The 21909-nt window shown below is 55.2% G+C and carries 10 protein-coding genes and 1 pseudogene; 4 read left to right on the top strand and 7 right to left on the bottom strand.

Going from position 1 to position 21909, the window contains the following annotated elements; genetic code table 11:
- Nucleotides 1-9 precede the first annotated feature (9 nt).
- Nucleotides 10-384 (top strand): hypothetical protein, encoded by a 375-nt coding sequence (locus CLV80_RS18325; protein WP_133169792.1) that lies wholly within the window; start codon nucleotides 10-12, stop codon nucleotides 382-384.
- A 53-nt stretch (nucleotides 385-437) separates the two neighbouring features.
- Here the strand turns inward: CLV80_RS18325 and CLV80_RS17300 are convergent.
- Nucleotides 438-565: pseudogene (locus CLV80_RS17300) on the bottom strand (IS6 family transposase); the annotation flags it as partial.
- Between the two features lie 121 nt (nucleotides 566-686).
- Between CLV80_RS17300 and CLV80_RS17295 the strand changes: the two are divergent.
- Nucleotides 687-1496, top strand: coding sequence for a phosphotransferase family protein (locus CLV80_RS17295; RefSeq protein ID WP_165793416.1), 810 nt, complete (start codon nucleotides 687-689; stop codon nucleotides 1494-1496).
- Here the strand turns inward: CLV80_RS17295 and CLV80_RS17290 are convergent.
- The 6 genes from CLV80_RS17290 to CLV80_RS17265 are packed head-to-tail and all read right to left on the bottom strand — an operon-like array spanning nucleotide 1493 to nucleotide 19044.
- On the bottom strand, nucleotides 1493-3967 hold the full coding sequence (locus tag CLV80_RS17290; RefSeq protein ID WP_106359202.1) for a hypothetical protein: 2475 nt from the start codon (nucleotides 3965-3967) through the stop codon (nucleotides 1493-1495). The genes CLV80_RS17295 and CLV80_RS17290 overlap by 4 nt on opposite strands.
- A 6-nt stretch (nucleotides 3968-3973) precedes the next feature.
- Nucleotides 3974-9064, bottom strand: coding sequence for a hypothetical protein (locus CLV80_RS17285; protein ID WP_106359201.1), 5091 nt, complete (start codon nucleotides 9062-9064; stop codon nucleotides 3974-3976).
- On the bottom strand, nucleotides 9061-10107 hold the full coding sequence (locus CLV80_RS17280; protein ID WP_106359200.1) for a hypothetical protein: 1047 nt from the start codon (nucleotides 10105-10107) through the stop codon (nucleotides 9061-9063). The genes CLV80_RS17285 and CLV80_RS17280 overlap by 4 nt, the downstream gene beginning before the upstream one ends.
- Nucleotides 10100-11824 carry a hypothetical protein gene (locus CLV80_RS17275; protein ID WP_106359199.1) on the bottom strand — a complete coding sequence of 575 codons (1725 nt, stop codon included), beginning with the start codon at nucleotides 11822-11824 and terminating at the stop codon, nucleotides 10100-10102. Before CLV80_RS17275 ends, CLV80_RS17280 begins: the two co-directional genes overlap by 8 nt.
- A gap of 49 nt (nucleotides 11825-11873) precedes the next feature.
- Nucleotides 11874-16997, bottom strand: coding sequence for a DUF6603 domain-containing protein (locus CLV80_RS17270; RefSeq protein ID WP_106359198.1), 5124 nt, complete (start codon nucleotides 16995-16997; stop codon nucleotides 11874-11876).
- Nucleotides 16998-17001: 4 nt separating this feature from the next.
- Nucleotides 17002-19044, bottom strand: a complete 2043-nt coding sequence (locus CLV80_RS17265; RefSeq protein WP_106359197.1) for a hypothetical protein — start codon at nucleotides 19042-19044, stop codon at nucleotides 17002-17004.
- A gap of 357 nt (nucleotides 19045-19401) precedes the next feature.
- Here CLV80_RS17265 and CLV80_RS18760 point away from each other — a divergent pair, with 357 nt between their 5' ends.
- Together CLV80_RS18760 and CLV80_RS17255 are read left to right on the top strand one after the other, a co-directional pair.
- Complete coding sequence (locus CLV80_RS18760) at nucleotides 19402-20616, top strand: hypothetical protein (RefSeq protein WP_165793415.1); 1215 nt, start codon at nucleotides 19402-19404, stop codon at nucleotides 20614-20616.
- A gap of 24 nt (nucleotides 20617-20640) precedes the next feature.
- Nucleotides 20641-21909: a hypothetical protein gene (locus CLV80_RS17255; protein ID WP_106359195.1), complete on the top strand. Its 1269-nt coding sequence runs from the start codon at nucleotides 20641-20643 to the stop codon at nucleotides 21907-21909.

Here is a 21909-nt window from a genome sequence, read left to right as displayed (position 1 = left end):
TCCAACAATGTGGACCCTGAGTTTTATTGCGAGCAGTCGCGGGACTATGCTCAGGCAAAGCACAGCTTCCCAATGATGGGCTGGATCACATATTTGTCACAGGAATGTATCGACGATTATGCGCTGGATATGGACCGTATCAGGGCCGTTGCGCAAAAAGTCGAAGAAGTCGGCCCCACCAAAAGCGCGGGCATGTTGTTCCGCATCCAATTCCACGAGGGCCGGGACGACTGGCAAGAGACGCTTCCCGCGATTACACAAATGTGCCTTGAGGCAGATCAACACCGCTACAAGCTGGGAGAGTATCGTGAGCGCCCTCCCGAAGAACGGTCGGTTGATGGATGGCATACATGGCTTTTGCCGGACGAATGGTGGAAGAGCTGAAGCGATGCGGGCGGGTAACATGAAATCAAGGGTTTGTCCGTCACGGTCAACTGCGTGGCATGATCAATTTCAACGCCGTGCTCGGCCATGATTTCCTCAAAATCTCGATATGAGACCCCGTAGCGGATATAAAAAATACCGCCTACAAGATAACCGATTTTGGATAATGGCTGCTTATGATACAATTTAGCCCTCAGCCGGTCTCGACCCCAGTAAGGATATCAATAGTATAGTGTACATCCCTTGCTTTACCGGGGCGTTTTATGCTCCGATACGACGGATTAAAGCTCACGAGAATTTGCATGAAACAGATCGCCTCCGGCAAAAGAGGACGTGTTTATGATCTGGGCGATGGCCAGATTGCAAAATACTACGTCCCTGACGCGCCAGACACCGCTTTAGAGCGCGAAGTCTTGGCTGCCAGGCTGGCCCATGATCACGGCGTGCCCACGCCCAAGGTTCTTAGCGTCGATCGTGACATCGCACAGGGCCGGGTCGTTTTTGAATATGTGTCAGGGGTGGCCGTGTCGTGGTATGTCCTAAAACGACCATGGCGGCTGTTTTGGGCCAGCAGGGAAATGGCGCGTTGTCTGGCCAATCTGCACACCATCCCCGACACACAGACCCCAAATCTGAAAACAGAGATGTGCAAAGAGATCGACAGCCTCTCTTGCCTGACGTCAGACACAAAAAAAGAGATCCTGGATCAGATCAACCAGTTCAGCGGACCCGAAAGGTTGTGTCACTTCGACTATCATTCGAGCAATGTCATGGTGTCAGACGGAGCCTGCGTGGTAATTGATTGGGGCGCTGCGCGGAGTGGGCCTCCTCTCGCGGATCTGACCCAAACCTGCGTAATCAACCGTGTCGATAGCTTTCCCGATGGCACCGGAGCGTTAATGCGGCTGGTGATCCGGGCGTTGCGCTGGCTGCATATTGAACTGTTGATCGCGTTCTACAGCCACTACAGCCAAGACCACAGCTATGCATCGGTCCGGCGCGGCATTCGTGCGTGGCAGCGCCCTATCGCAGCTGCCCGTTTGGCGGATGACATTGCCTATGAACGCACTGCTTTGCTGAGGTTGGTGAACAGCCGGACCTCGTCGCTCTAGATCAGGTTCACAAACGGCGCAAACTCGGGGTCTAGTCGGTACACCCCACCCACTTGGTTCGAAGGGAAGGTTATGGCAAAAACCGCCAGCCCATCGGGTTGCGCCACAATCGGGCCAAACCCTGACCCCTGATACAATATGGGCTGCCCGATCTGCGCTCCTGTGGCCACGTCATAGACGTAGATCAACCCATCGCCCCGCACGCTGACCCCTGACACAAAAAGATAGGCCCCATCTGCTGAAAAACACAGGCTGGGCCTGTAAATGGCCAGAGACCGCATTGGCGGGACATAGGATATCTGAGTGTTGATCCCCACAGGTTGGACCGTGATGTCAGAGGTTCTGACAAAAAATATGCGCCCACCGATAGCCTTTCCCTGAGGCCGCGACCACACAGCCAACAGTGATCCGTTCTGAGACAAGCTCATCGGTCCTGCTTGGTATGAGCTGCCCCCTGATGTCAGCGCCAACGTCGTCGAGGATGTGCCCAAACTCGGGGTCAGGGTGATGTGGCCCAACCCTCCGCTGTCGCTGTGAAAAATGTTTTGCGCTGATACTGCCAGCCCTCGGTCATCCAACGCGGGCACGCTGACTATCGGCGCGGTATAGGTCGACCAATCCTGTGATGTGTCGATGTAATAGATCGCAGGTGTGCCGCTGTTCTTGTAGCTGCTGTACACGACATGGCTGCCGTCGGGCGTGGTGGCGATGGCACCTCCGTCTTGCATGGCGGCATGGGGGATATTTGTGAAATTGGCTGACGCCGCAATGGATGATGATTGCGTGGCAAGCGAGGTCGCATCCAGTTTGACAATATCTTGCGCCAACCCGGTGCTGTCCTGACGCACGACATAGACCATGGTGTTTGTTGGATTGGCCGCGACATTCACAGGGATCAGCCCGTCAGCAAAAGCGGTCTTTGATGTTTCGGCCAAGGTTGCGGTGGAAAACTGATACAGCTGAGCCTGCGCATCTGCACCCAAAGCAGGGGCAAAGACTGATTGCGCATCAGGTGCGGAGCAGACCGTGGAGAGGTGAGAATACCCGCTCGCGGCTACAACCTGATTTGTTGTCCAGACTGCGTTGACCTTGGCATTTGCTACAGGATCGGTTTGAGGCGTCCTGTTGGCGTTGTAGCTGGCCAAATCATATTGGCACAACAACGGCGTTTGCACTGAAACCGGCACGCTTAAAGGCCCTGATGGGTCAAGCTGCGCTTGTCCGCCGTGCTGCACCGAAGAAATCGTGACAGAGGTGGTGTTTTGCGTCTGCCAGTCCAACTCCACCGCCGATGCATCAGGCGCAACACTGACTGCAAAGCTTTTGGTCTTTTGCACCGGGTCTTTATCAACTGTCAGTTCCAGAAACTGGTCGTTGAAACCGGGGAAATTCTTTGTTTGGATAAACGCCACGGATTGTGGGGTGCTCGGGTCAATCGGCAAAGCTGTGCAGATGTTGCGCAGGTAGATGTTCAGAAATGGATCGGCGTTGCTTACGCTGATCGAGGTAAAGACATGTTGATTGGTGGCGGCCGGTCTGACATGCCACACAGGGGCTGTAGCGTCATCGCTGACGTCTACTGTCACCTCCCAGTTCGACGTGGATAACACCCCTTCGCGGTTGGAACTCAGAGAGATATCGATGTTCCGCCCACTGGTTGGGCTAATGTAACCTTGAGATTTAGTTGAGTTATCTGTCAGGGCAAAATTCGGATCGATATTGGACAACGCGTTGGCATAAGGAAACCGGATGGTAAATTCTGGCGATTTGCCGGTGTCAAAGGATTTGATCAACGCTTGAAGTGGGTCGTACCCGGTGTGCGTTTCAGGACGGTTGTTCTGACCTTTGAACGCGAATGACAGCTGAACCGTATTCAAAACAACGCTTTCGGGTTTGATATTGCTGGAAGCGGGTTTGACGCTGGGTTCGATTTTGTTGGTCGATGCAAGACTGTTGGTGGCGCCAGTGATGGTCGCGTCCACCTCTAACGCGCGGTTCGGCCCCATCAATGTTTGATTGTCCGTGCTTGGCACCGCCGTGCAAATCAGCAGATGCTGCGCTTGCAGATCGGCAAATGGGATGGATTGTGACACGACAATCGACCCGTTGACCGCCGTCGTCGGAACGATTGTTGACAAGGTCAACGTCATCATCTCCGTGGGTTTCACGACGATGTCAGCTTTGGGGACAAGTGAGAACGTATAATACGGGTCAGCCGACCCGTTGGGATTGGTCAGCTTGGTTTTGGTCCACGCCGTATCAACCGTGATATTGGCCGCATTGGTGGTCGATATCATCTTGCCTGGAAACTTCAGTGTCATTGTTTCCGTCGTCTTGAACGTCACATCAAAAGCGGTCAGGTTTTTGATCTCTAGCTCAATCGCGTTGGGCGTTGTTGACCCGACATAAATCGTGTTCAGCTGTCCTTTGGTCAATGCCGGGTTTTTCAGGTTAAGTGAGAAATTCGCCATGAGGCCCTACCCGTCTGCGCGTTTCATCAATAACCAGCCATCCACCAGGCTTTGCGGCGTATCTGGAAAGGTCGGGTTGGTCATGTTTTGGGCTCCCGAAATATGGCTGCCTTGTGGGGTCAGAGTTGTCACCCATTCCCATTCAAAGCCAGGCTGAGGCGGAATAGGCAACTCTGGCACTGGTGTGCGGGTCAAAACCGGAGCCGTCAGGAACGTGATTTCGATATCACGTAACACACGATTGAATTGTTCTTCAGGGATTTTGACCGACGACACCGGCAAAACGCCGGTAGTGGCATGCACTGCCGCGCGCGGGTCCATGATAAAGGTCATCACCGACGGCCTGCCGTTCGGCGTGATTTTGACTGGAAAATCGGCGTCATCCTCAGACAACGAGACAATGCCTGCCGATGATGTCAACTCAACTGGGGTGTAGAATTTGGTGAAATCCCCATCGACAAAATACCCCGACAACCCATCGTCAAAATAGGGAAAGCGGTCTTGGTTCGGCAGTTTCACCATCGCGGTACCAACCCGAGTTGGCAGTGTGACATCCGGCAAGCCCGCGTCATTAAAGTTGTCCAAATGATAAGGAATGTATTCTGAACTGGTCAGCGTGAACTGCGGCCCGTTTTCGTTCCATTTAGGATAGGTGCTGTAATCGGACGCGCGGTCGATGTTACCTTTGAGTTCGACCCCAATTTCGGCTTGTGTCACCACCAAAGGTCGCCCGACAAACAAACTCAGATCCGCAGAGTTTTGCAGCGCCTTGGTGATCACGAAGCTTTGGGATTTTTCCAAGACAGCAAGGAACGTGTTGAACTGGGTAGCCGTGGCTCTGGTGGCATCGCCAAACAGGAACTGGGTCAAAACGGAGGTGAACACCGAGTTCGCGCCGGCTGCCTGAAGGTAATCGATCATTGCCTGACGATTGCTGATCGTAACGCTTGTGGTCTTCCCGGGTACCGGGAACCAATGCACCAAAGGTCCGTCCGCCGGGTTGGGTGTGCCCTGCAATCCCAAAGACCCCAAATGCTGACCGTTATGGTCATAAAGCGACACGGAATTGTCCAGATGGTTCGGCCAGAGCCAACCGCAAACAGGCGACACGGCCGGACTGGCATTGCCCGGTTCTGCAAACGGTTTGGCAGACAAAGACGTTTGCGCCCCGATCCAGTCGAAATTCACCCGCGCGGGCTGAACGATGCGCGGCGGCAAATAGACGTCATTGGGGGCCAAGGTGTCCGACATGCTTTCGGCCACATATGTGGGTTCGGGTGCTGTCAAGCTGACATAGCGCCCAAACACATCAACAAGCTGGATTGCTTGCATCGACAATTTTCCCGCCCGCAAAGGGTTGAAATCGACAAATTCGGCGTTGCTTTGTAACGCTAAAGGGTTGGGTGCCAGATCGTTCCAATTGGCGGGCCAATCGGCAGATTGTGCGTGCAGAAACTGTGTTGGCCAGAAATCAGCCGTGGACAACGTGCCTGACGTCCACTTGGTGGGAATATTCACCGGCAATTGCATTTCCTGCACACGTTGCACCAAAGCCGGGTTAAACCCGGACAGACCCTGGCTTAGAATACGCTTACTTTTGTAGGCGTTATATGCGCCGTGGAACAAAGCCTTGGTGTCGTAGTCAGAGGCGCTCTTGTCCGGCGGGAGCTTGGGGTCGTAATCCAGATAGGTCATGCAATATTTCGAAATCTGTTCGCACAGGCTGTAGGTCGCATTCGAAGACATGGCGATCACACCCCGCAAATCAAAGCTGTACGCGCCGTTGCTACCTCCGGTAAAGTTCCCCTTTGACGCCGCCGTGAGATGGTTTTCCACCTCATATGACCCCAATTTGAACTGCTTCATAAAGTTTGCGGGCAGGTTTTCTGCCGCGAGGTCGAATTTGTCAGAAAACGTGTAAGTCGCGTTCCACCAGATAAACAAAGGCAAAAACGGATCGTTGTCAGTGCGCCAGTTATACGCCACGTAGTACGGCAATTTGCCGGTCAGCCCTGTGGGCGCGGGGTTCAGCGCCACGTGACTGTTAGCATCGAATTTGAGCGTTTCATTGCTTTTTGCTGCTGTGGCAAGGTCGTTTTCTGTGACCGGAGACCCTAATTCCGGCGTCAGCAAAACCGCCTCTTGGGCGAGGCTTTGGAACACCGCGCTTAACCCCCGTTGGGTTGGCTTGATTTTGGTTCCGATTGAATTGATCTGAGTAGGATAGTCCGGTGGATGGGTGGCGTTGACAATTTCTGACGGCATCCGACAGGGGATGATATCGGCTTTACCGTTGCGGGTGAACGGTTTCAAAATCGTCTCTCCGCTCGCGTCCTGACCCATCAGGATGACAGGTTCGTTTGGCGCAGAAAACGAATTGGCCGGGGTAGCAACTAATTCGAATTGGCTTTTGATGCGGTCATACAAAGCGGTGTTGTAGATGCTAACCTGTTGCGCACCGGGCAGCCTGTCCAACACCAACTTTGTGGCGGACTGCATGTCGGTGCCAATGTCCCGCCAATCCTGCCCCAACAAGGTCGTGGCAATGGCTGGAAGGTCCGTGGCACCCTGCCCCAACATCGCATTCAAAGCAGCCAAAGCACCGCTGATGTTCGCAGGCGTGGCCGACAAGTCCGCTTGCACGCTGGCCAATGTTTGTGACGCGATTGTCTCTAGCGCGGCCAGCGCCGCTGCAACCTCCACCCCCGTCAGTTTCGCAACTGCAGCGGTCAGATCAGATGCGATTTGGGTCGAATTTTCCTCTGCCTGCATGAGCGTTTGCAAGCAATATTGCATGTAATAGGCCCCAGTGATGTTCCACGGATCACTGGATTGGATCACATAGATATGCGCGCAGGCCAGATAATACCCGGCAAGGCTGGTGTCAGAAACAAACGCCGGTTTTCCCCCGGCCCCGCCATAGGTGTCCAGCAACTCTTTGACGCCTGGAAAACCCGCAGACCCGCTGGCAAATTGTGCCAGCGTCTGCGCGTCAGACGGTTGCAGCGTGTCTTTGAAAGCTGTGGCAGGCGGCAATGGTAAGGGGGCCGGTACGGTTGTAACGGTTGTGTACCCCTTGAACGCCGTCACCAGCGCTTTGATCGACGCCGCGTCGCGCGTGGCCTCTGCCGACAGCGCCTCTACGCCTGTGGTCTGATTGGTCAGATCAGCGGCAAACTCCGCCGCTTTTTTCAACGCTTTGCTAGCGTCCGTCAGGGTTTCAATCGCGTTGTCTACCAGCGTGCTGATCTGGCTTTGTGCCGACGGCGCCGCAGCGGGCACAATTTGTGCCAATTCCAGCAAATCAACCGTTTCACGCAGGCTCGAAAGACCCAAAGGCACCAATTCTTGGGCCGTTGCTTCCGCATTGATCGCCAAATTCACCAGTTCCGACGCAAACCCTCCGGCGGTTGGATTAAAGGATGAAAGAAAGGAATAGGATGCGATGTCGCTGGGCAGGCTGGTATGGGCCGCCGCAGGTAAGGCTATGTTGAAACTGTCCGCAGTGGGCACATAAGCCGATGTTGGCTCGGTCAGGTCAGTGTAATTGCCCGCCGCATAAAGCATCGGAAAGTAATGCAGTATCCCATCCACAACAAAAGACCCGGTCACATCATCGGTCAGGCTTTGCCCCGATCCGCCGAACACGTTGCTCTGAAGTTGCCCTGCATGATAGGACCAGTCGAGGAATAACTGCCGCCGCTGACTGGCGATTTTGTCGCGCGTTTGATCAAACGCACGCTGCGCGGTGTTCAGATCGGCCAGAACTTTTCCCAGATAGGGCGGTAACGGCACTTCGTTGTTGTTGCCCTGCCCTTGGGATTGAGTGCTGTCCTTATCCTGCTGCACCGCCCAAACATAGCCTCCGGGTGCACTTGAGAACCCCGAGGAATGCAAGAACTCTTGTAACTGTCCCACCCCGGCGGCCCCTGAATCCAGCTTGGGCAATTGGTCAAATTGCAACGCGTTCAAAAGCCATTCCGTTTTTTGATCCACTTCGGGCGCGTTGGGATTAAAGAACGGATCTAGCACTGTGCCATTGAGATAGGCTGACAACGCATCCGCAGTGTTCGACCCAATGCTCACTTTGATGCCTTGCTGCGTCGGAGTGCCGGTAGGATAGGTAAGAACCGATCCTGATGACATCTTCCATGTGATGTCGGCCACAAGCCCGCTCATCACGGCCTGTGTTGTCGGGATCGTCGAAGCAGTCAGTCCGGCGTAATCGCTCAGCGACCATTTCAGCTCGGTCGTCATGATCTGTTCAATATACGCCTCGAGGCTGGGTTTGTCGCGGGATGGCAATTGCCCGTAATCTGCGAGCGCTTGTTTCAGCGTGATATTGCAAATGTCCGAAGCCGTGTCGCTGACCCAGCCCACCACGAAATAAGACGCGCTGAATTCGGCATCTGTAGTTAGCTGATTGGGTTTGGTGAAGTAATCCTCCAGAGGATCGTACAGCCCTAGAATATTACCTGAACTCGGCAGATAAGCGGTGAACGTCTCGCCTGATCCATAGGGCGCCTGGAACTGCGATCCCAGATACCCGGGATCTTGGCTGCCAGCGCGTGCCGCAAGGGTCTGCATCCCGGTGTTGGGCTCGCTCCAGGTGTCGGTGATGTGCAGCTTGCGACCCAGCAGGTTGCCTTTGAGGCCTTGAATATCGCTAGAACTGTCCATCCATGGCGCGAGCGAACCGCCCACCGGTGCCGCGCCTGACGCAACAGTGTGCGCATCGCTTTCCAACATCCAAAGCCGGGTATCGGTCGCAGGTTTGCCCGCACCCGGTTTGGCGTTTTTCAGCATACGGATCACCAACCACCGGTTTGGCAGAACCGGAAAACTGATGGCGCCAGTGTCACGATTTTGCGTGCCCTTGGTATAGGCCCGCGGCAAAGACCAGTGCAGATGGATGCCCGGTTGGGTGCCCAGATTGGTCACAGACGAAGAAAAGTTCTCTGCCGCGATCATCCCGCTGCCCGCAGAGCTGGCAACTTTGCCCAGTTCGTCAAACTTATACAGCGCTGTCTTCGCCTCTTGCGAGGTATTGGACGTGACCCTAAGGGCTTCGACATGGATGGGAGTAATAATGGTCATGACTTGGCCGCCGGTGCTTGTTTGTTGATGAAAGAGACAAGACCGACGCCCTGCACCATCTCCATCCCAAAATCAGACGAAACGAGATGGTCAATATATGGCTCGGGCGGGGGGGTATTGCCCGCCCCTGCGGCCTGATAGTACCCCGGCGCCGTGCCGTCTTTTTTCAAAGTCGTGGCCATCCATTCGCTGATCGCGGCCATGTTCAAAACCCGCTCAGACGGGTCGTGAAACGCGTTGTCCATCTGCTTTTGGCTGAGCGCGTTATAAGGCGACTTTTCTTGTTGCCATCCGGCAGTGGGATACCGCAAGTCTTTGATAACATTCGGCGGCGACGCTGTTGGATTGATCTGATCAAATCCGCAATGGATCGCTTCGGCGGGCTGATGGAACACCAGTTCGAACAGCTCACCCTTAAAGATGCCAAACAACACATCATCGGATAATTGTACCAACCGCACGATGTCCAAAGGCACAACTTTGACCTTGGAGTTGAGGTTGTTGTCATAAGGTGACGACCCCGAAGGATAGCCTGCCACATCCATGCTGGGCCAGCCTCTGACCACTTTGGAGCGCAACAAAAACCCCGTCATCACCGGCGTCTGAGCCAACGCAACAGGCGTTGCGACGCCTTGGGTACTGCACATCTTTTGCATTTTGGCATAGGCGCGCGCGGGAAGTTCGCGTTTGGGAATTTGCGACAACTGGGTCTGGCGGAGCATCTGTTTCATCTCAGCCGTCTGCGACCGCGCGGACAACAGGTTGGCATGTTCAGCCTGCTGCGCCAGCCCCAAAGCGTTCTGGCTTTCGAAATGTCGTCCAATACTCATGGCGCCGTCGACCAGAGCATTGACCCAATTGGGATCAATATGGAATTGGCGCAGCGTTTCGGGCGGCAACATCTTACTGTCAGGGAGCAGGTAATTGAACGGGACGCCTACCAAATTTTCCATATTTGTCAGCCAGTTGGCCAAATCGTCTGGCATGGGATCGATGGCTGTAGCCTGTGCCAGTTCGGCCAGACGCGCGGAATACTCACTCATTGTCGCCTCCTGTCTGAGCCGCCATCACAAGGCTGCTGACGGCGGATTGAAGCAGCGTATCGGTCGGAAGGCCACTGCGAGTTTTGGTCAGTTCGTGCAACGCAAAGGAGACTTCGCGCTGTGGCGCGAAAGGCTGCGTCACACTATCCATTTCATAGGCTGCGCGCAGGCTATAGACGCGGCTGCGCTGCCATTGGTAATAGGCCGTCGAAAAACTCTGGTCGTTCAGCGCCATCAACCGCCCCAATTGCCATGCCGCCGCATAAGACGTGTCGTAGAGCCCGACATCGGGGTCGAATTTCAGCAAAGCATCCGCCGAATAGACCATATGCGCCACAGTGCTGTTCTGAACGCCGCCCCCCAAAGGCCCGTCTGCGTCCGCAGGCACGACAAACGGTGCCAAAGGTCCGCGATACCACGACACAGTCTGGATTGGCTCGGCCCCATTGGCGGTCACATCTGGTACGCGGGTCAGATGGTTCATCGGCACATACCCAAGGCTCAACATGGTTTGAACCGTATTTTCAGCCGGCGTTGGTTGCGAATAGCTGGGCGGATTGGGCAGCCGCATCAAGGGGTCGTCCAATGGCGTGCTTTCTGGATCATCCTCGTCCGGCACGCGCTCATTCAAGTGCTCAAGCAGGGTCACAAATTCAAAACTGGTGTCCTGATACGAGGTAAATTCCCACTTGGTCAGCACCACAAGCCGCACAAAACCCTTGGGGTTGGTCTGAATGGTGGATTTGAAATAGCTCGTATCCGCATAGCCACGCAACGCGCATTCCAGATATTCCAACGATACCACCATCGCGGCATTGGCACCTTTGGGGTTTTCACCAGGCGTTGGATTGTCCAGTTCCGATGTCGGCAAAGACTGTGGAAGCCGGTTGGCCATCATTACGGCATATTCGCCCTCCGGGTCGATCACATCACTGTCAGCCAGCGCCTTGTTATCCATCCTGACCGACCGAACATGGGACATCATCCGCAAATCTTGTATCGTCGGGGCCAGTTTCGCGAACAGCCCGACAGGAATATCGATAAAGCTGATGGGATCCGTGCCGTCATAGCCGACACCGGGGTCAAGTTCTGTCCCCGCCGGTTGGGTCTCCCCACTTTCAAACACATAAGAAAACGAGGAGTAACCTTTAGTCGCGGGCATCTTTCCGGGGGCGGCTTTACCCAGAGACCGCACCGTCATTGTGTCGGGTATCAGATCTGCAACCGTGCCCTTTTTCACCATCTGTCGCGGCATCGTGCCATCGAAATCTGACGCGCTCAGCACCATGATAAACAGCCAACTCGCCTTGTCGTCATCATATTTACCGGTGGGATTGGTCGTAGGATAGGCGTGCGTACGTATCTGTGGCTCTTGATGATAATAAGGCGTTCGGATCCACGGCAGCTTTACCGCATTTTTCAAAACGATCTGAGGCAGCGCGGTCGAAAATTCACCCTGTGCCCCTGCGGCGGGATAGATGCTGTGGATGAACCTTGTGGGCAGGGTGTATTTGTCCCCCTCCACCCCGAAGGAATGCGACACAACAGGCAACGCCCCGTTGGTCACCGACGCGCCCTCGTCATCGTCGATCTTTTGCTGGGCTGTGACAGTATATTTGCCCGCGCTCAACCCTGGCAGGCTGTGTTGAACAAACGAAGCACTGACCTGAAACAGGGGCGAGTCATTCGTGGTCACAATGGTCTGTTTTGTGGTCATCTATCTAGTCGCTTTTCGGCTCTGGTGCGGGGCGTGTCGGGTACTGTATTCAGGCGGCAGTCATGTGAACCAGCTCAGCCGGTTGCACGTAGTTCTGAGTGCTCAGTTTAGCGGAATTTTCCAAATTCAGCTGGGCGAACCCTAGGGTATTTAATGCATCGACCGCTGCGCTGCGCGTAGCCTGGGTCGTGGCAAAGGCACTGCCATTCGCCATGTCTTCAAGGATCGTCGTTGGGTTGGAAAACGGTGTCTGATCCTGTACCGGAGCCGTGTCTTGTTCCAAAAACACATTATTGGTCGTAAACACCAAATAGTAATACTGGATATAAGACGTATGGCTGGGGAAATAGAGGTTGGGTAGAAACTCAACCCCGACCACCGTCCCGGTCATCGTGTTGGACCCGTCCGGAACCGGGTTGCTTTCCGATCCCCATAGCGCGGGGGAAACACCCGATTTGATCAGCCGGATCATGACCTCCTTATAGTTGCCGTGTTCGTCTTTTAACGTCGTAATCAACGTGCTGGTCAGCTTGTCCAGTTTTTGTGGCGGGCTGCCGATGACCACGTCAAACCAGCTTGGGTCATTCGTCGCAGGAGCCGGGTCGATGATGTAGGGGTGGTGATCAACCAGTTTGGGGTTGACCTTGAACTGCTGTCGCAGATTGCCTGGCCGCAGGTAATAGGTTTCATCCTTGGACAGGGGCGAGTCATTGTAGCTGATGGCATTTGACGGTGCGCTGCATTGGGCGCGGATCACAAAGTGATTGGCATCGACGACAAAGTCCACGCCCGAAGCCGTTGCCGCAGCCTGATCGCGGGGCAATTTGCCCTTACTCACATCGATCGACACCAGCGTTTTTTCGGAAGTCGTCGCCGAAGGAGCGGCATCGTAAAATGCCACCGGCTCCATCATGGCAAAGGCCTTGATCGGCGCGGCGCGCATCACAGGGGTAGGTGCCTGACTCTCAGTCTTGCTAGGCAGGAAGTTGATAAATTCCTGCCAATTCAGTGTCGGAGCGTCCTGTTTCGAACTGCCGAAGTCAATTGCAAAGGAAATGATCGACAGATCAACAACCGCACGTCCGCCAAAATCCGGGCCCCAAACGTCCAGACCCACACCGACATGGATGGTCATCTTGATCGTGACAAACCCGATATCCAACGCAAATGTCGCACCAAGCACAATCCCGACATGGGCCTGATAGGTAAACGGTTTCCACCCAATCAGGAAATCGGCACTGGCGTGGAACCATGCGGTAATCGGGCCCAGGTCGGCTGTGGCTTTGATGTCGATCCCGGCCATCAAAGCCGTGGGCACCAGCGCGAAATAGCCTTCGCCCTCAATTGTGAGTATGTCGATCTTTGCCTTAAGCGACAGTCGCGGCACATCAGGGTACAGGGCAGGTTTTTGGTAAAACGGGCTGTAGCCGCCGATGGTCAGAACGAAATCACCCGCATGCGGCCCGCCCGTCCAGACATAGAACGCAAACCCGCCACCCAATCGGATGTCTTTGGTTAGGATGAACGACGACGGCGTGATCTCTCCCAATATAGAAATACGATCGTTGGCCGAGGAATAGGAAACAAGGAAATTGATCTGAATATAGGCCAACGGATCGCCGCCCACATCCACAGGTAAGGTCATGCCCGAACTACCGATAACCGCCAGTTGCAGGTCGTTGCCAATCGACACCGACAAGATCGCCGTTGTCTTGATCATCTCATAGGTGGTCACATCCAGACCGGCCGCAAACCAATACTGGCCTTTGCGCTGCGGGAAGAACGTCGCCAGATTTTGCAGCGCCGTCTGCATTTTCTCCAGCTTCTGCGCCGCACTGATACCGCTGAGCTCTGTCATAGACGGAATGCTGTTACCCGACGGGAGCAACGGATAATCCGCCAATTGGTCGATCGTCGGCAAAACAAAATCGCGGTTGACACCAAATCCACCCGACACACCATCGATAAAAAAGCTGGGCGGCCCGCCAATCGGCGCCATCAGATGCACAAACAGAAACAGTGACGGGTCAGAAAGGTCGCCAGAAAAGGCCCCGTAAGCGTCCAAGCCATAAGGCCCGGCTGTGATCGACAATTGTCCCAGCATGTCCAGACTGTCACCGGGAAGGTTCAAAAACCCTCCGGCAATTGTCAGGTTGGGTTTTTCGAGGCTCATAAACAGCCCGTTCAGATGGAAATGTATCTGGGAAATTGGGTCTTTCACTGTGCCGCCGGGTTTCGGAAGCGGGAAGGTGATGCCTAACCCATCTAGATACAAATCCAATCCTGCAAGGGCAAAACCACCATTGAAATAGACGCCAAACACGCCCAGTTCGCCGCCCTCCCCTTTGGGCGGGGTGGAATAGCTTAGCCCGACCTTTTCCAAGGACACAGGGCCGATGGTCTTGTTCAAATCCAGCCACGCAATCGGCGCACTGGTGGTCGTTTGGTCGGCGGCAAACGATTGCGTGCCCTGTGCAGGTGCCGCTGTCGGCGCGCCCAAGCTCATGCTGCCATCGCTATCGTCGCTGCCGAAGCTTTCCCCTGACAATGCCGTCGCTTCGATCACTGCGCTGTCGGTGGAACTCTTGTCCTCATCTTTGGCAAACAGCGCCAAAAGATTGAATTTTGGACCATTTAGTTTGGCTTTGGTGAAATTGGATTTTTTCTCTTCGATCTTGGCCAGATCGGGCAATGAAAACGTCAGTTTTGAACTTTTGGTCGGGAAGGTCGCGTTGGTGTAATAAAACCCCAGCTTATCGATGTTGTATTGCTCAATTCCCGGGATCGACCCGACCAACGGCAGATTGCTCACGTCCATCGGCCCGCCCAAAGCCACCCCAAAGACATACGGCAGAGGCGTTTTGGGCGCCGCAGCGCCCGCCTCATCCTCGCAGACAGACAACGTAACTGCAGTTTTGTCCTTTTTCTCAGCGTCAAAGGTGGTGTCGTTGGTATAGGCGAAATACAGGCTCCAATCTGTATTCCCGCCGACATCTAGGTCAAATTGACCCGCAGCATGGACTTTGGTCGGCTTGCCGGTTGCCTCCGTCGCATCCACGATCATTTTTGACAGTGTGGCATCCCAATTCAGCGCCTGCGGGAATTGGGATGCCACATCCAGCTTCTTACCCAGCAGCACCAGAAAATCCGACAAGCCCGGAGGGTTCTTCCCCGACCAAACCGCGCGCGTCGTTTTGGTGCTGACACCTTTCACGGTGCTATTCGTGAAAGTGAGTGAGAACTTCAGGTCAACCCCGTCTTCACTATATGTCAAAACGGCTGAGATAACTTGTGTCCAAGTATTGGCAGCCTCGTGGGTCAACCCGATAGTCAACACCACCGCTAACCCCGGCTCGGCTGTGTCCTTCAGCGTGACTGTGAACGTATAATTCTTGGATTTTGTATTATACGTCACGGCCAGATTGCTTAGTGTGATCCCGGTCAGCCAATCGGGCAGGTCAACTTGCCCGAAAAGATTGGCGAAATCACTGATCCACGTACCAAAGGGGATCGGATGCGTGTCGGTGGTGCCTTTGAAATCCACCCCGGAATCGGCCTTGGCATTCAGCGCGGCACTCAAGGTTACGGTGACGCCGCCAATCTCCAGCTTGCCTTCGAAATTGCCTTTGTAATCAAACTCGCTCGACTGCGCCAAAGCGGTCGACGTCTTGGGCGTGCGAGACAAGTCAAACGACAGAGACTTGATGCTCAGATGGTTGTCGATCAACACCCATTCGTCCGTCGAAGCCGCCGACAGCTCAAACGTCATGTCCTTAGGTTTCACTGTAAGGTTGGCCTTGGAAAACACGATCTGAGGCGCGGTGTCCGGCACCTCGATCACCCCGTCAAACAGCTGACTGGCAACCGAGGTCAGGTTTAGCTTTTGATCCGGTAGCAACCCGGCTTCGATCACCCAATCCTGATCCGTGGCAGTGTTCTTGATCCGGCAAAACAATGGCGCGGTGGCTATGTTGAACGCACCATAGACCTCTCCGATCACCTTGCGGTCTGCAGGCACATTGGCGTCGGTGATGTCAAAATCCAGCTTGACCTGTTCAACGACAAAATAGTTCGGCAACACCGTCCAAGCATGGGCGGTCTGAACCTTGAAACTGACCTCTTTGATCACATCCGCCGTGGAATCGAACACCACATTCAGCCGGTCGATGTCGATACTGGGCAAGGTCGAAATCGCCGCGGGCAAGCTAGAGGCAAAACTCGTATCGCCTGCTAAAGACAACAGATCGGCAAATGTGTTGACCGTCGCGGTTTGTCCCGGTTGCAGGCCAAATTGCCAAACGGCCGAGTCATCAATCGTTGCATCCAATCTAAGCGGCAACTCTGTCCCACCCAGTTTCAAAGTGCCCTTGATCTGAGCTTCGGTGTGTTTTTCAGATGCCGCGGCAGCGGCTTTGACACCTTTTGCAGCTTGCTGCTTTTCGGTCATCGTAAACGACAAGCCCAGGCCAGGCTCTAAGGTCACACCGGGCGCGATGGGCCAAGCGTCAGACACCGAAAAACCGGTGTTGAAATAGCTTAGATCATCGGTTTTGGCGTTGAACGTTGCCTCTAATCCGGTCATGGCAAAAGATGTCAGCGCAGTTTCCAATTTCGCCGGCAACAGTTCATTCAACGCGCTGCCGCCTAACAACGTGACCACCTGCGCACTGGTCAGGGTTTCGCTGGTGCCACTTGCCACGGTCATCGACCACACGCCGCCGCCTTGATAATCTAGGGTCACTGGCACCGCTGTGCTGGTGTCTAGTTTCAAAGAGGCCCCAAAATGGAACTTGGCCACCGCTCTGGTTTCCGTAATCGTCCCCCAGAACGCCACATCTTCCAGCGTGATCCATGTCAACAAAGGCAAATGCACCGCAGCCCCCGCGCCCAGATCACACGAAATCGTCGCAGTAACCGACGCCCCGTCCAGATTAAACGTTAGGGTGACCACAATCCCGGTATAGTCAAAAACATCGGCTGTTCCTTTCAGCGTGGCGCTGTCCTGTCCGATGATGACTGTGGTCGAGGTGAACTTGACCGAAGTTGATTGCAGCAAAAAGTTGAACACGTTGTCCACAAACGCCAAGTTGAACGTCTGTGGGGTCAGCGTAATGTCGCTGCCACTGGTCGGAAACTTCTTGAATGCGTTGATGATAGTCTGAAACGTGCTCATGGCTTTACCCTAGCGTGACGACAGAAGCAGGCGCGAAATCCGACCCAAGACCCAAGGCCTTTGACAGATCCGTTTTCAACGCATTGGTGCGGGCGATACCCGCAGGGGTGCCCAGAGTTTTGATCTGGGGGGTGATCACGCGGTCGCTGCTTGGCGTGTCCGCGAAATAAGTCGCGCGATTTGGAAAATCCGCAGCCCCTTTGACATCCAGAACCGTTGTGTTGCCGGGATGTTGGGGATCAAGGTACAGCGTGATCGATGCAGGCACCGGGATCACTGTTCCATCGGGTCCCAAAACATCCTGTCCACCGATCTGGTGATACAGCTCTGGCACTTGCAATGTCTGCAGCGCTTTGCCTGCCAGCAAAGGCGATAGCGCGATAAAGGCCGGGTCAGCATTGGTGTCGCTAGCTGTTTTGTAGGCCGTCGCTGCAGCCGATAAATGGCTGCTGACCGTGGTGTCGCAAGCCTTAGTCAGGGTCAAAGAAGACCCCGCGCGCGGCAAGTCCTCGAAAATTTCCTGATACATCGTGGCCAGCAACGCAGGCGAAATCGCAGGCACCGCCACCGCCACATTCGCCGTGCGGGTTACAAAGGCATCTACAGAGCTTTTATCTGCCCCAGTGTAAATCGACTCCCACAAGGTCATACTCGCGGCAAAGCCCTGCACCAAAAACGCGGCCATTTCCGGCAGGCCCAGCACACTGGCGTTGCCGGTGGCATCCGCCGTCCACAATCTGTTGGGCGTCCGCAGATTGACAGTTTGGGTCTCTAACTCCGACCCATTTGCATTCAGCGTCGTAACCTGCGCGGGTTGATACGATCCGTCCACGCCCCCCTGCCCCGGTAGCGCCGAAAAGAGACCTGTATCTTCCAGCCCCGCGACCGACGCAATAAGCGCCGCGCTGGTGTCCGGTGTATAAGGAACAAAGGCCGAGGCCACGATAGCGCTGCTCGACAATCCGGTGATGGAAAACGTGCTACTTACCGCACAGATGGCCCCCATCGTCAGGTGAAACGCGCTGCCGATCGTCGTCACATTCGCATCCGGCTGGATCAACACGTTGGCCGTCAGGCTCGATGTTTGCTGACGTTGCTGGGCAGTCAATGGCGGCGCTGTGAGGCTTTGACGGTACCCATAGGACGTCGCCACCGGCGGCGTGGTCTGAGACGACGGGTTGCGCGGCAAAATCAGTTGCACGGGCAATGGTTGTAACTGCGCAGCCAATGCCTTGTCAGTATTGGCCGCCACCGCTTTGTTGAAAATCTCGGCCAGGGAATTTTGCTGAAAGCTGGTCTTGGTCGCGCGGTTGACCGCATCGGATACACCACAGATCAAACAATCGATCTCAACGTCCCGTGGCTCATAGGTCACCCAGATTGTGTTGCCAAAGCGATTTGGGTCAAACATCGATCCCGCCGACGGAGCGCCAGATACCACCAGCTCAACCTCAAGCTTTTGTTGACCTGTATGACCAAACATACCGCCCATAGGCACGATCTGTTTGATCCCCAGCAGGTGAAACATGCTGTCGAGCTGATCTGCGTACAATGCCTGCAATGCGGCCCGATCGGCATAGAACCGGGTGCACGCGGTTTTTATGTTAGCCACTACCTGCGCCGCCGCAACGTCCAGCGCGGATTTCACAATCGGCTGTGCGGCGAAAAACGTATCCAGATTGGTTTGATACTGCGCCGGAGTAATCGACCCTGTTGCGGAGGTTGGCAGGATGTTGGTCGCGAAATAACTATCATACCCGTCCGGCGCCGGAGCGGAGCCCTTCGCCATCTGGCCCTGAACGGCAGGCTGCACCAGCCGGTCCAACAGGCCAGCTAACATCGACAAAACATCTTCCGCTTGTAGCGCAGCGCTGGCGAAGCCATACGCCTCTGCCCCTAAACCGCCCTGATCGGTGGGTTTGGCAAATGTAGTGACAAGCGCGGTCTGCGCCTCGGTCAGGTAGCTGATATATAATGCCGCTCTTAGCAAATCCGGAGGCGTAACAGCTAAATCCGCCAAACGAGCCGATATGTCAGAATAGTTCATGTTCACCACATCCTGTGGATAAAATTTTATTCCCGATACAGCCTATTTCAATCATCAGCCCTCTATTGATTCCACCTTGAGTTGCAGCTGTATCTCTGATTTTGCCCTGATGTAGCCGACCATAGATCTAGCGCCGAATCCCTCAAGGGAAATAGTGTAACCAGTTATTTTAACTATATTATTTAGAAAATTAGTACAATTTAATCATCAAGCACTTTACAATTGATAATTGAAAGCTAACAATTGAAAACTATTATGGCTAGTATTTTTTAACGCCTTAGGTGTTTCGAGAGACAGATGCGATTTTTAGACTTGGAAGCTGTTGCACGATTTGAAGAAATCAACTCAAGAGTTGGTTTGTCATTACGTGACTCAACCGTTTCTGATGAGTTTGAGATCGCGCAGGGCCAGACAAAGACGCTTACATCGGATGACACATCCGATGTTGTACTCCCGCAAACCACTTTGGAAAGCGTGGCGCATTTTGCCGATATTGCGGCGCTGGCCTATCGTGGTAAGGATCACACTCCGAAATCTTCTTACGTCGTTCCGGACACGGCGCAGATTGATGCATTGGCAGCGGCGGCCGATCAGGGGTTACATGCGCTGTCTTCGGATCAGCGCATGCTGTTGCACAGCGCGCTTTGCGATGTGGTAGCCGACGGCGCAGGCCGCGGCGGCGCTTTGCTTGAAATAGCTGATCGGGTTCTGTTTCCCACTGCCACAAGCCTGTTTGTCACTCCGCGTGTGGTGATCCGCGACGGAGCGCTCTTGCGCTTTACCGGGACTATGCCAGTGCTGGTCAATATCGGGCAGCTTGTAATCGAAGGGGTCGGTTGCTTTGCTAGCCACACCCAGATGATGTTTTTCGCCCAATCCACCGTCATCCAGGCTCAGGACGACCGGGCGCTTACGCTGACATCTTCCGGTCTGCATGTTAATCCCAGTATCAATTTCGTGCCGCCGGATTTGCCTGTTGCATTGACAGGGGACCCAGGGACAAATGGCACCCAGCCCGCCAAGGCGGCCAATGGCAAAAGCCACCAATCCACAACCGGAACTTGCCCTTATGTTTGCGATAAGGCGCCAGGTGATGGCGTCAAAGGGAATCCGGGCGGCACAGGTGTTGTAGGTGCAACAGGCGGCGCAGGCACGAGTATCAACCCGCCATTCCCACTCAACCTCGGAGCGGTGACAGGGGTCGTCACAGTCAATTACGGTGGCGGCAACGGACAGACCGGCGGTACCGGAGGCCCTGGCGGGCCAGGGGGACCGGGCGGCCAACCCGGGGATGCGCCCACAGGCTGTACGGCAAAAACTCAAGGACCAGTAGGTCAAGGCGGACGCGGAGGTCCTGGCGGGCCAGGAGGGCCGGGCGGCTCGGCGCCCCCCGGCCCTTATACGTACAGCGGACAAGGCAGCGTCGAAATCGCATACAACGACGACAATGGCGGCGCTGGTGGCGCAGGCGGTGGGCCGGGCATCGGGACGCCCGCCTATGCCGACGGCGGCAGGGGAACAAAGGGCGCGCCGGGCACAGCCACGAAGTCGGGTCGGCTACACTTTCCCTAACTGAACGAGGCGTTGGAGGATACTATGGATCAAAACGTAATCGACGAGCATTTCCAGGTGGTGAACAAGTATCTCGGCCTTGGCCCTAAGGATTTTACTGCTGGTGCGGACTCACATGTCGACGGGGATAAAGACAGCCAAGAGGTCATTCTCAATAATAGCGGCGACTGCGCGATCAAGGGCCACATACTGAAAACCTATGACCTTAATCAACTGCGCGCAATTGTACTGGCCGATACGTTTTTGAACGCGGCGGACATGCGGACATTGAGCGCGCTATATGACAAAGTCGATCCCGCCCTTTTGACCCTGCTGGCCTCCGGCGATGTGAAACGAGGCTCGGACAAGCTCGACAAACCCGAACTTCTGAAGTTGGCTTCGCTTTATGTGTTTGGCCATTCGACAATTCCCCCCAACGTTCTGGAAACCGCAAACAGGTTGCTGTTCCCGTCCAAAGTCACAGTCTACACTGGAGATACCCTGACAATCGGCCCCGACACTCGGCTGGTGCTCGAAGATAACGACCCGATCATCCTTAACTTCAAACATGTGCGGATGGCAGCTTCGGCCCAAATCGGGGTGTATGGCAAAGCCTCGTTGTTCTTTGGCCAACTCACGGTTCTGCCCCCCGCTAAAGATCACGAAAAAAAGTGTGACACCACGGTCTACATCTCGGGCAGACCATTTGACCCCGACAAGGCCCAAACAGGAGAGCTGGGTGCCACACCCGATGTTGGCGCTGACGGCACGCCGGGCGAACACAAGTTTGACAAAGCCACCGACACCTATATCTGCACCCGTCCTCCCGGCGATGGCGCCCCCGGCGCGGCGGGGCTCGAAGGGGGCAAAGGCATCGAAGGCCAGCCCGGCCGGGCGATCCAGCCCGCCAATATCGACATCTGGTACACCGAAGGTGACCCGACCATTGTTGCCCAGGGCGGATGTGGTCAAAGTGGCGGCGATGGCGGGCCCGGCGGAACAGGGGCGGCAGGTGGTTTAGGCGGCTATGCGCCCTCGGGCTGTATGCCCGCCAAAAATGGCATCTCTGGCCCCGGCGGGCGCGGCGGCGAAGGCGGTGACGGCGGCAATGCCAACCTCATCACCGAACCTGTCCGCGTCGTCAAAAGAAGCGCAAACCTTACGGTCGAGGCGCGCCGTGGCGCGGGTGGTGCAGGCGGACGCGCAGGTCCTGCGGGATACAGCCCTGACGGCAACGGCAGCCTTGGCGCGGCAGGGCGAGGCAAGGACGGACAAGACGGCGCGACACCTTTGGTTTTTACGGTCAGAGATTAA

It is taken from the genome of Yoonia maritima, from assembly GCF_003003285.1.
Taxonomy (GTDB): domain Bacteria; phylum Pseudomonadota; class Alphaproteobacteria; order Rhodobacterales; family Rhodobacteraceae; genus Yoonia; species Yoonia maritima.
Note: the sequence above shows the minus strand (reverse complement) of the source record. Positions and strands in the feature narration are given on the sequence as shown.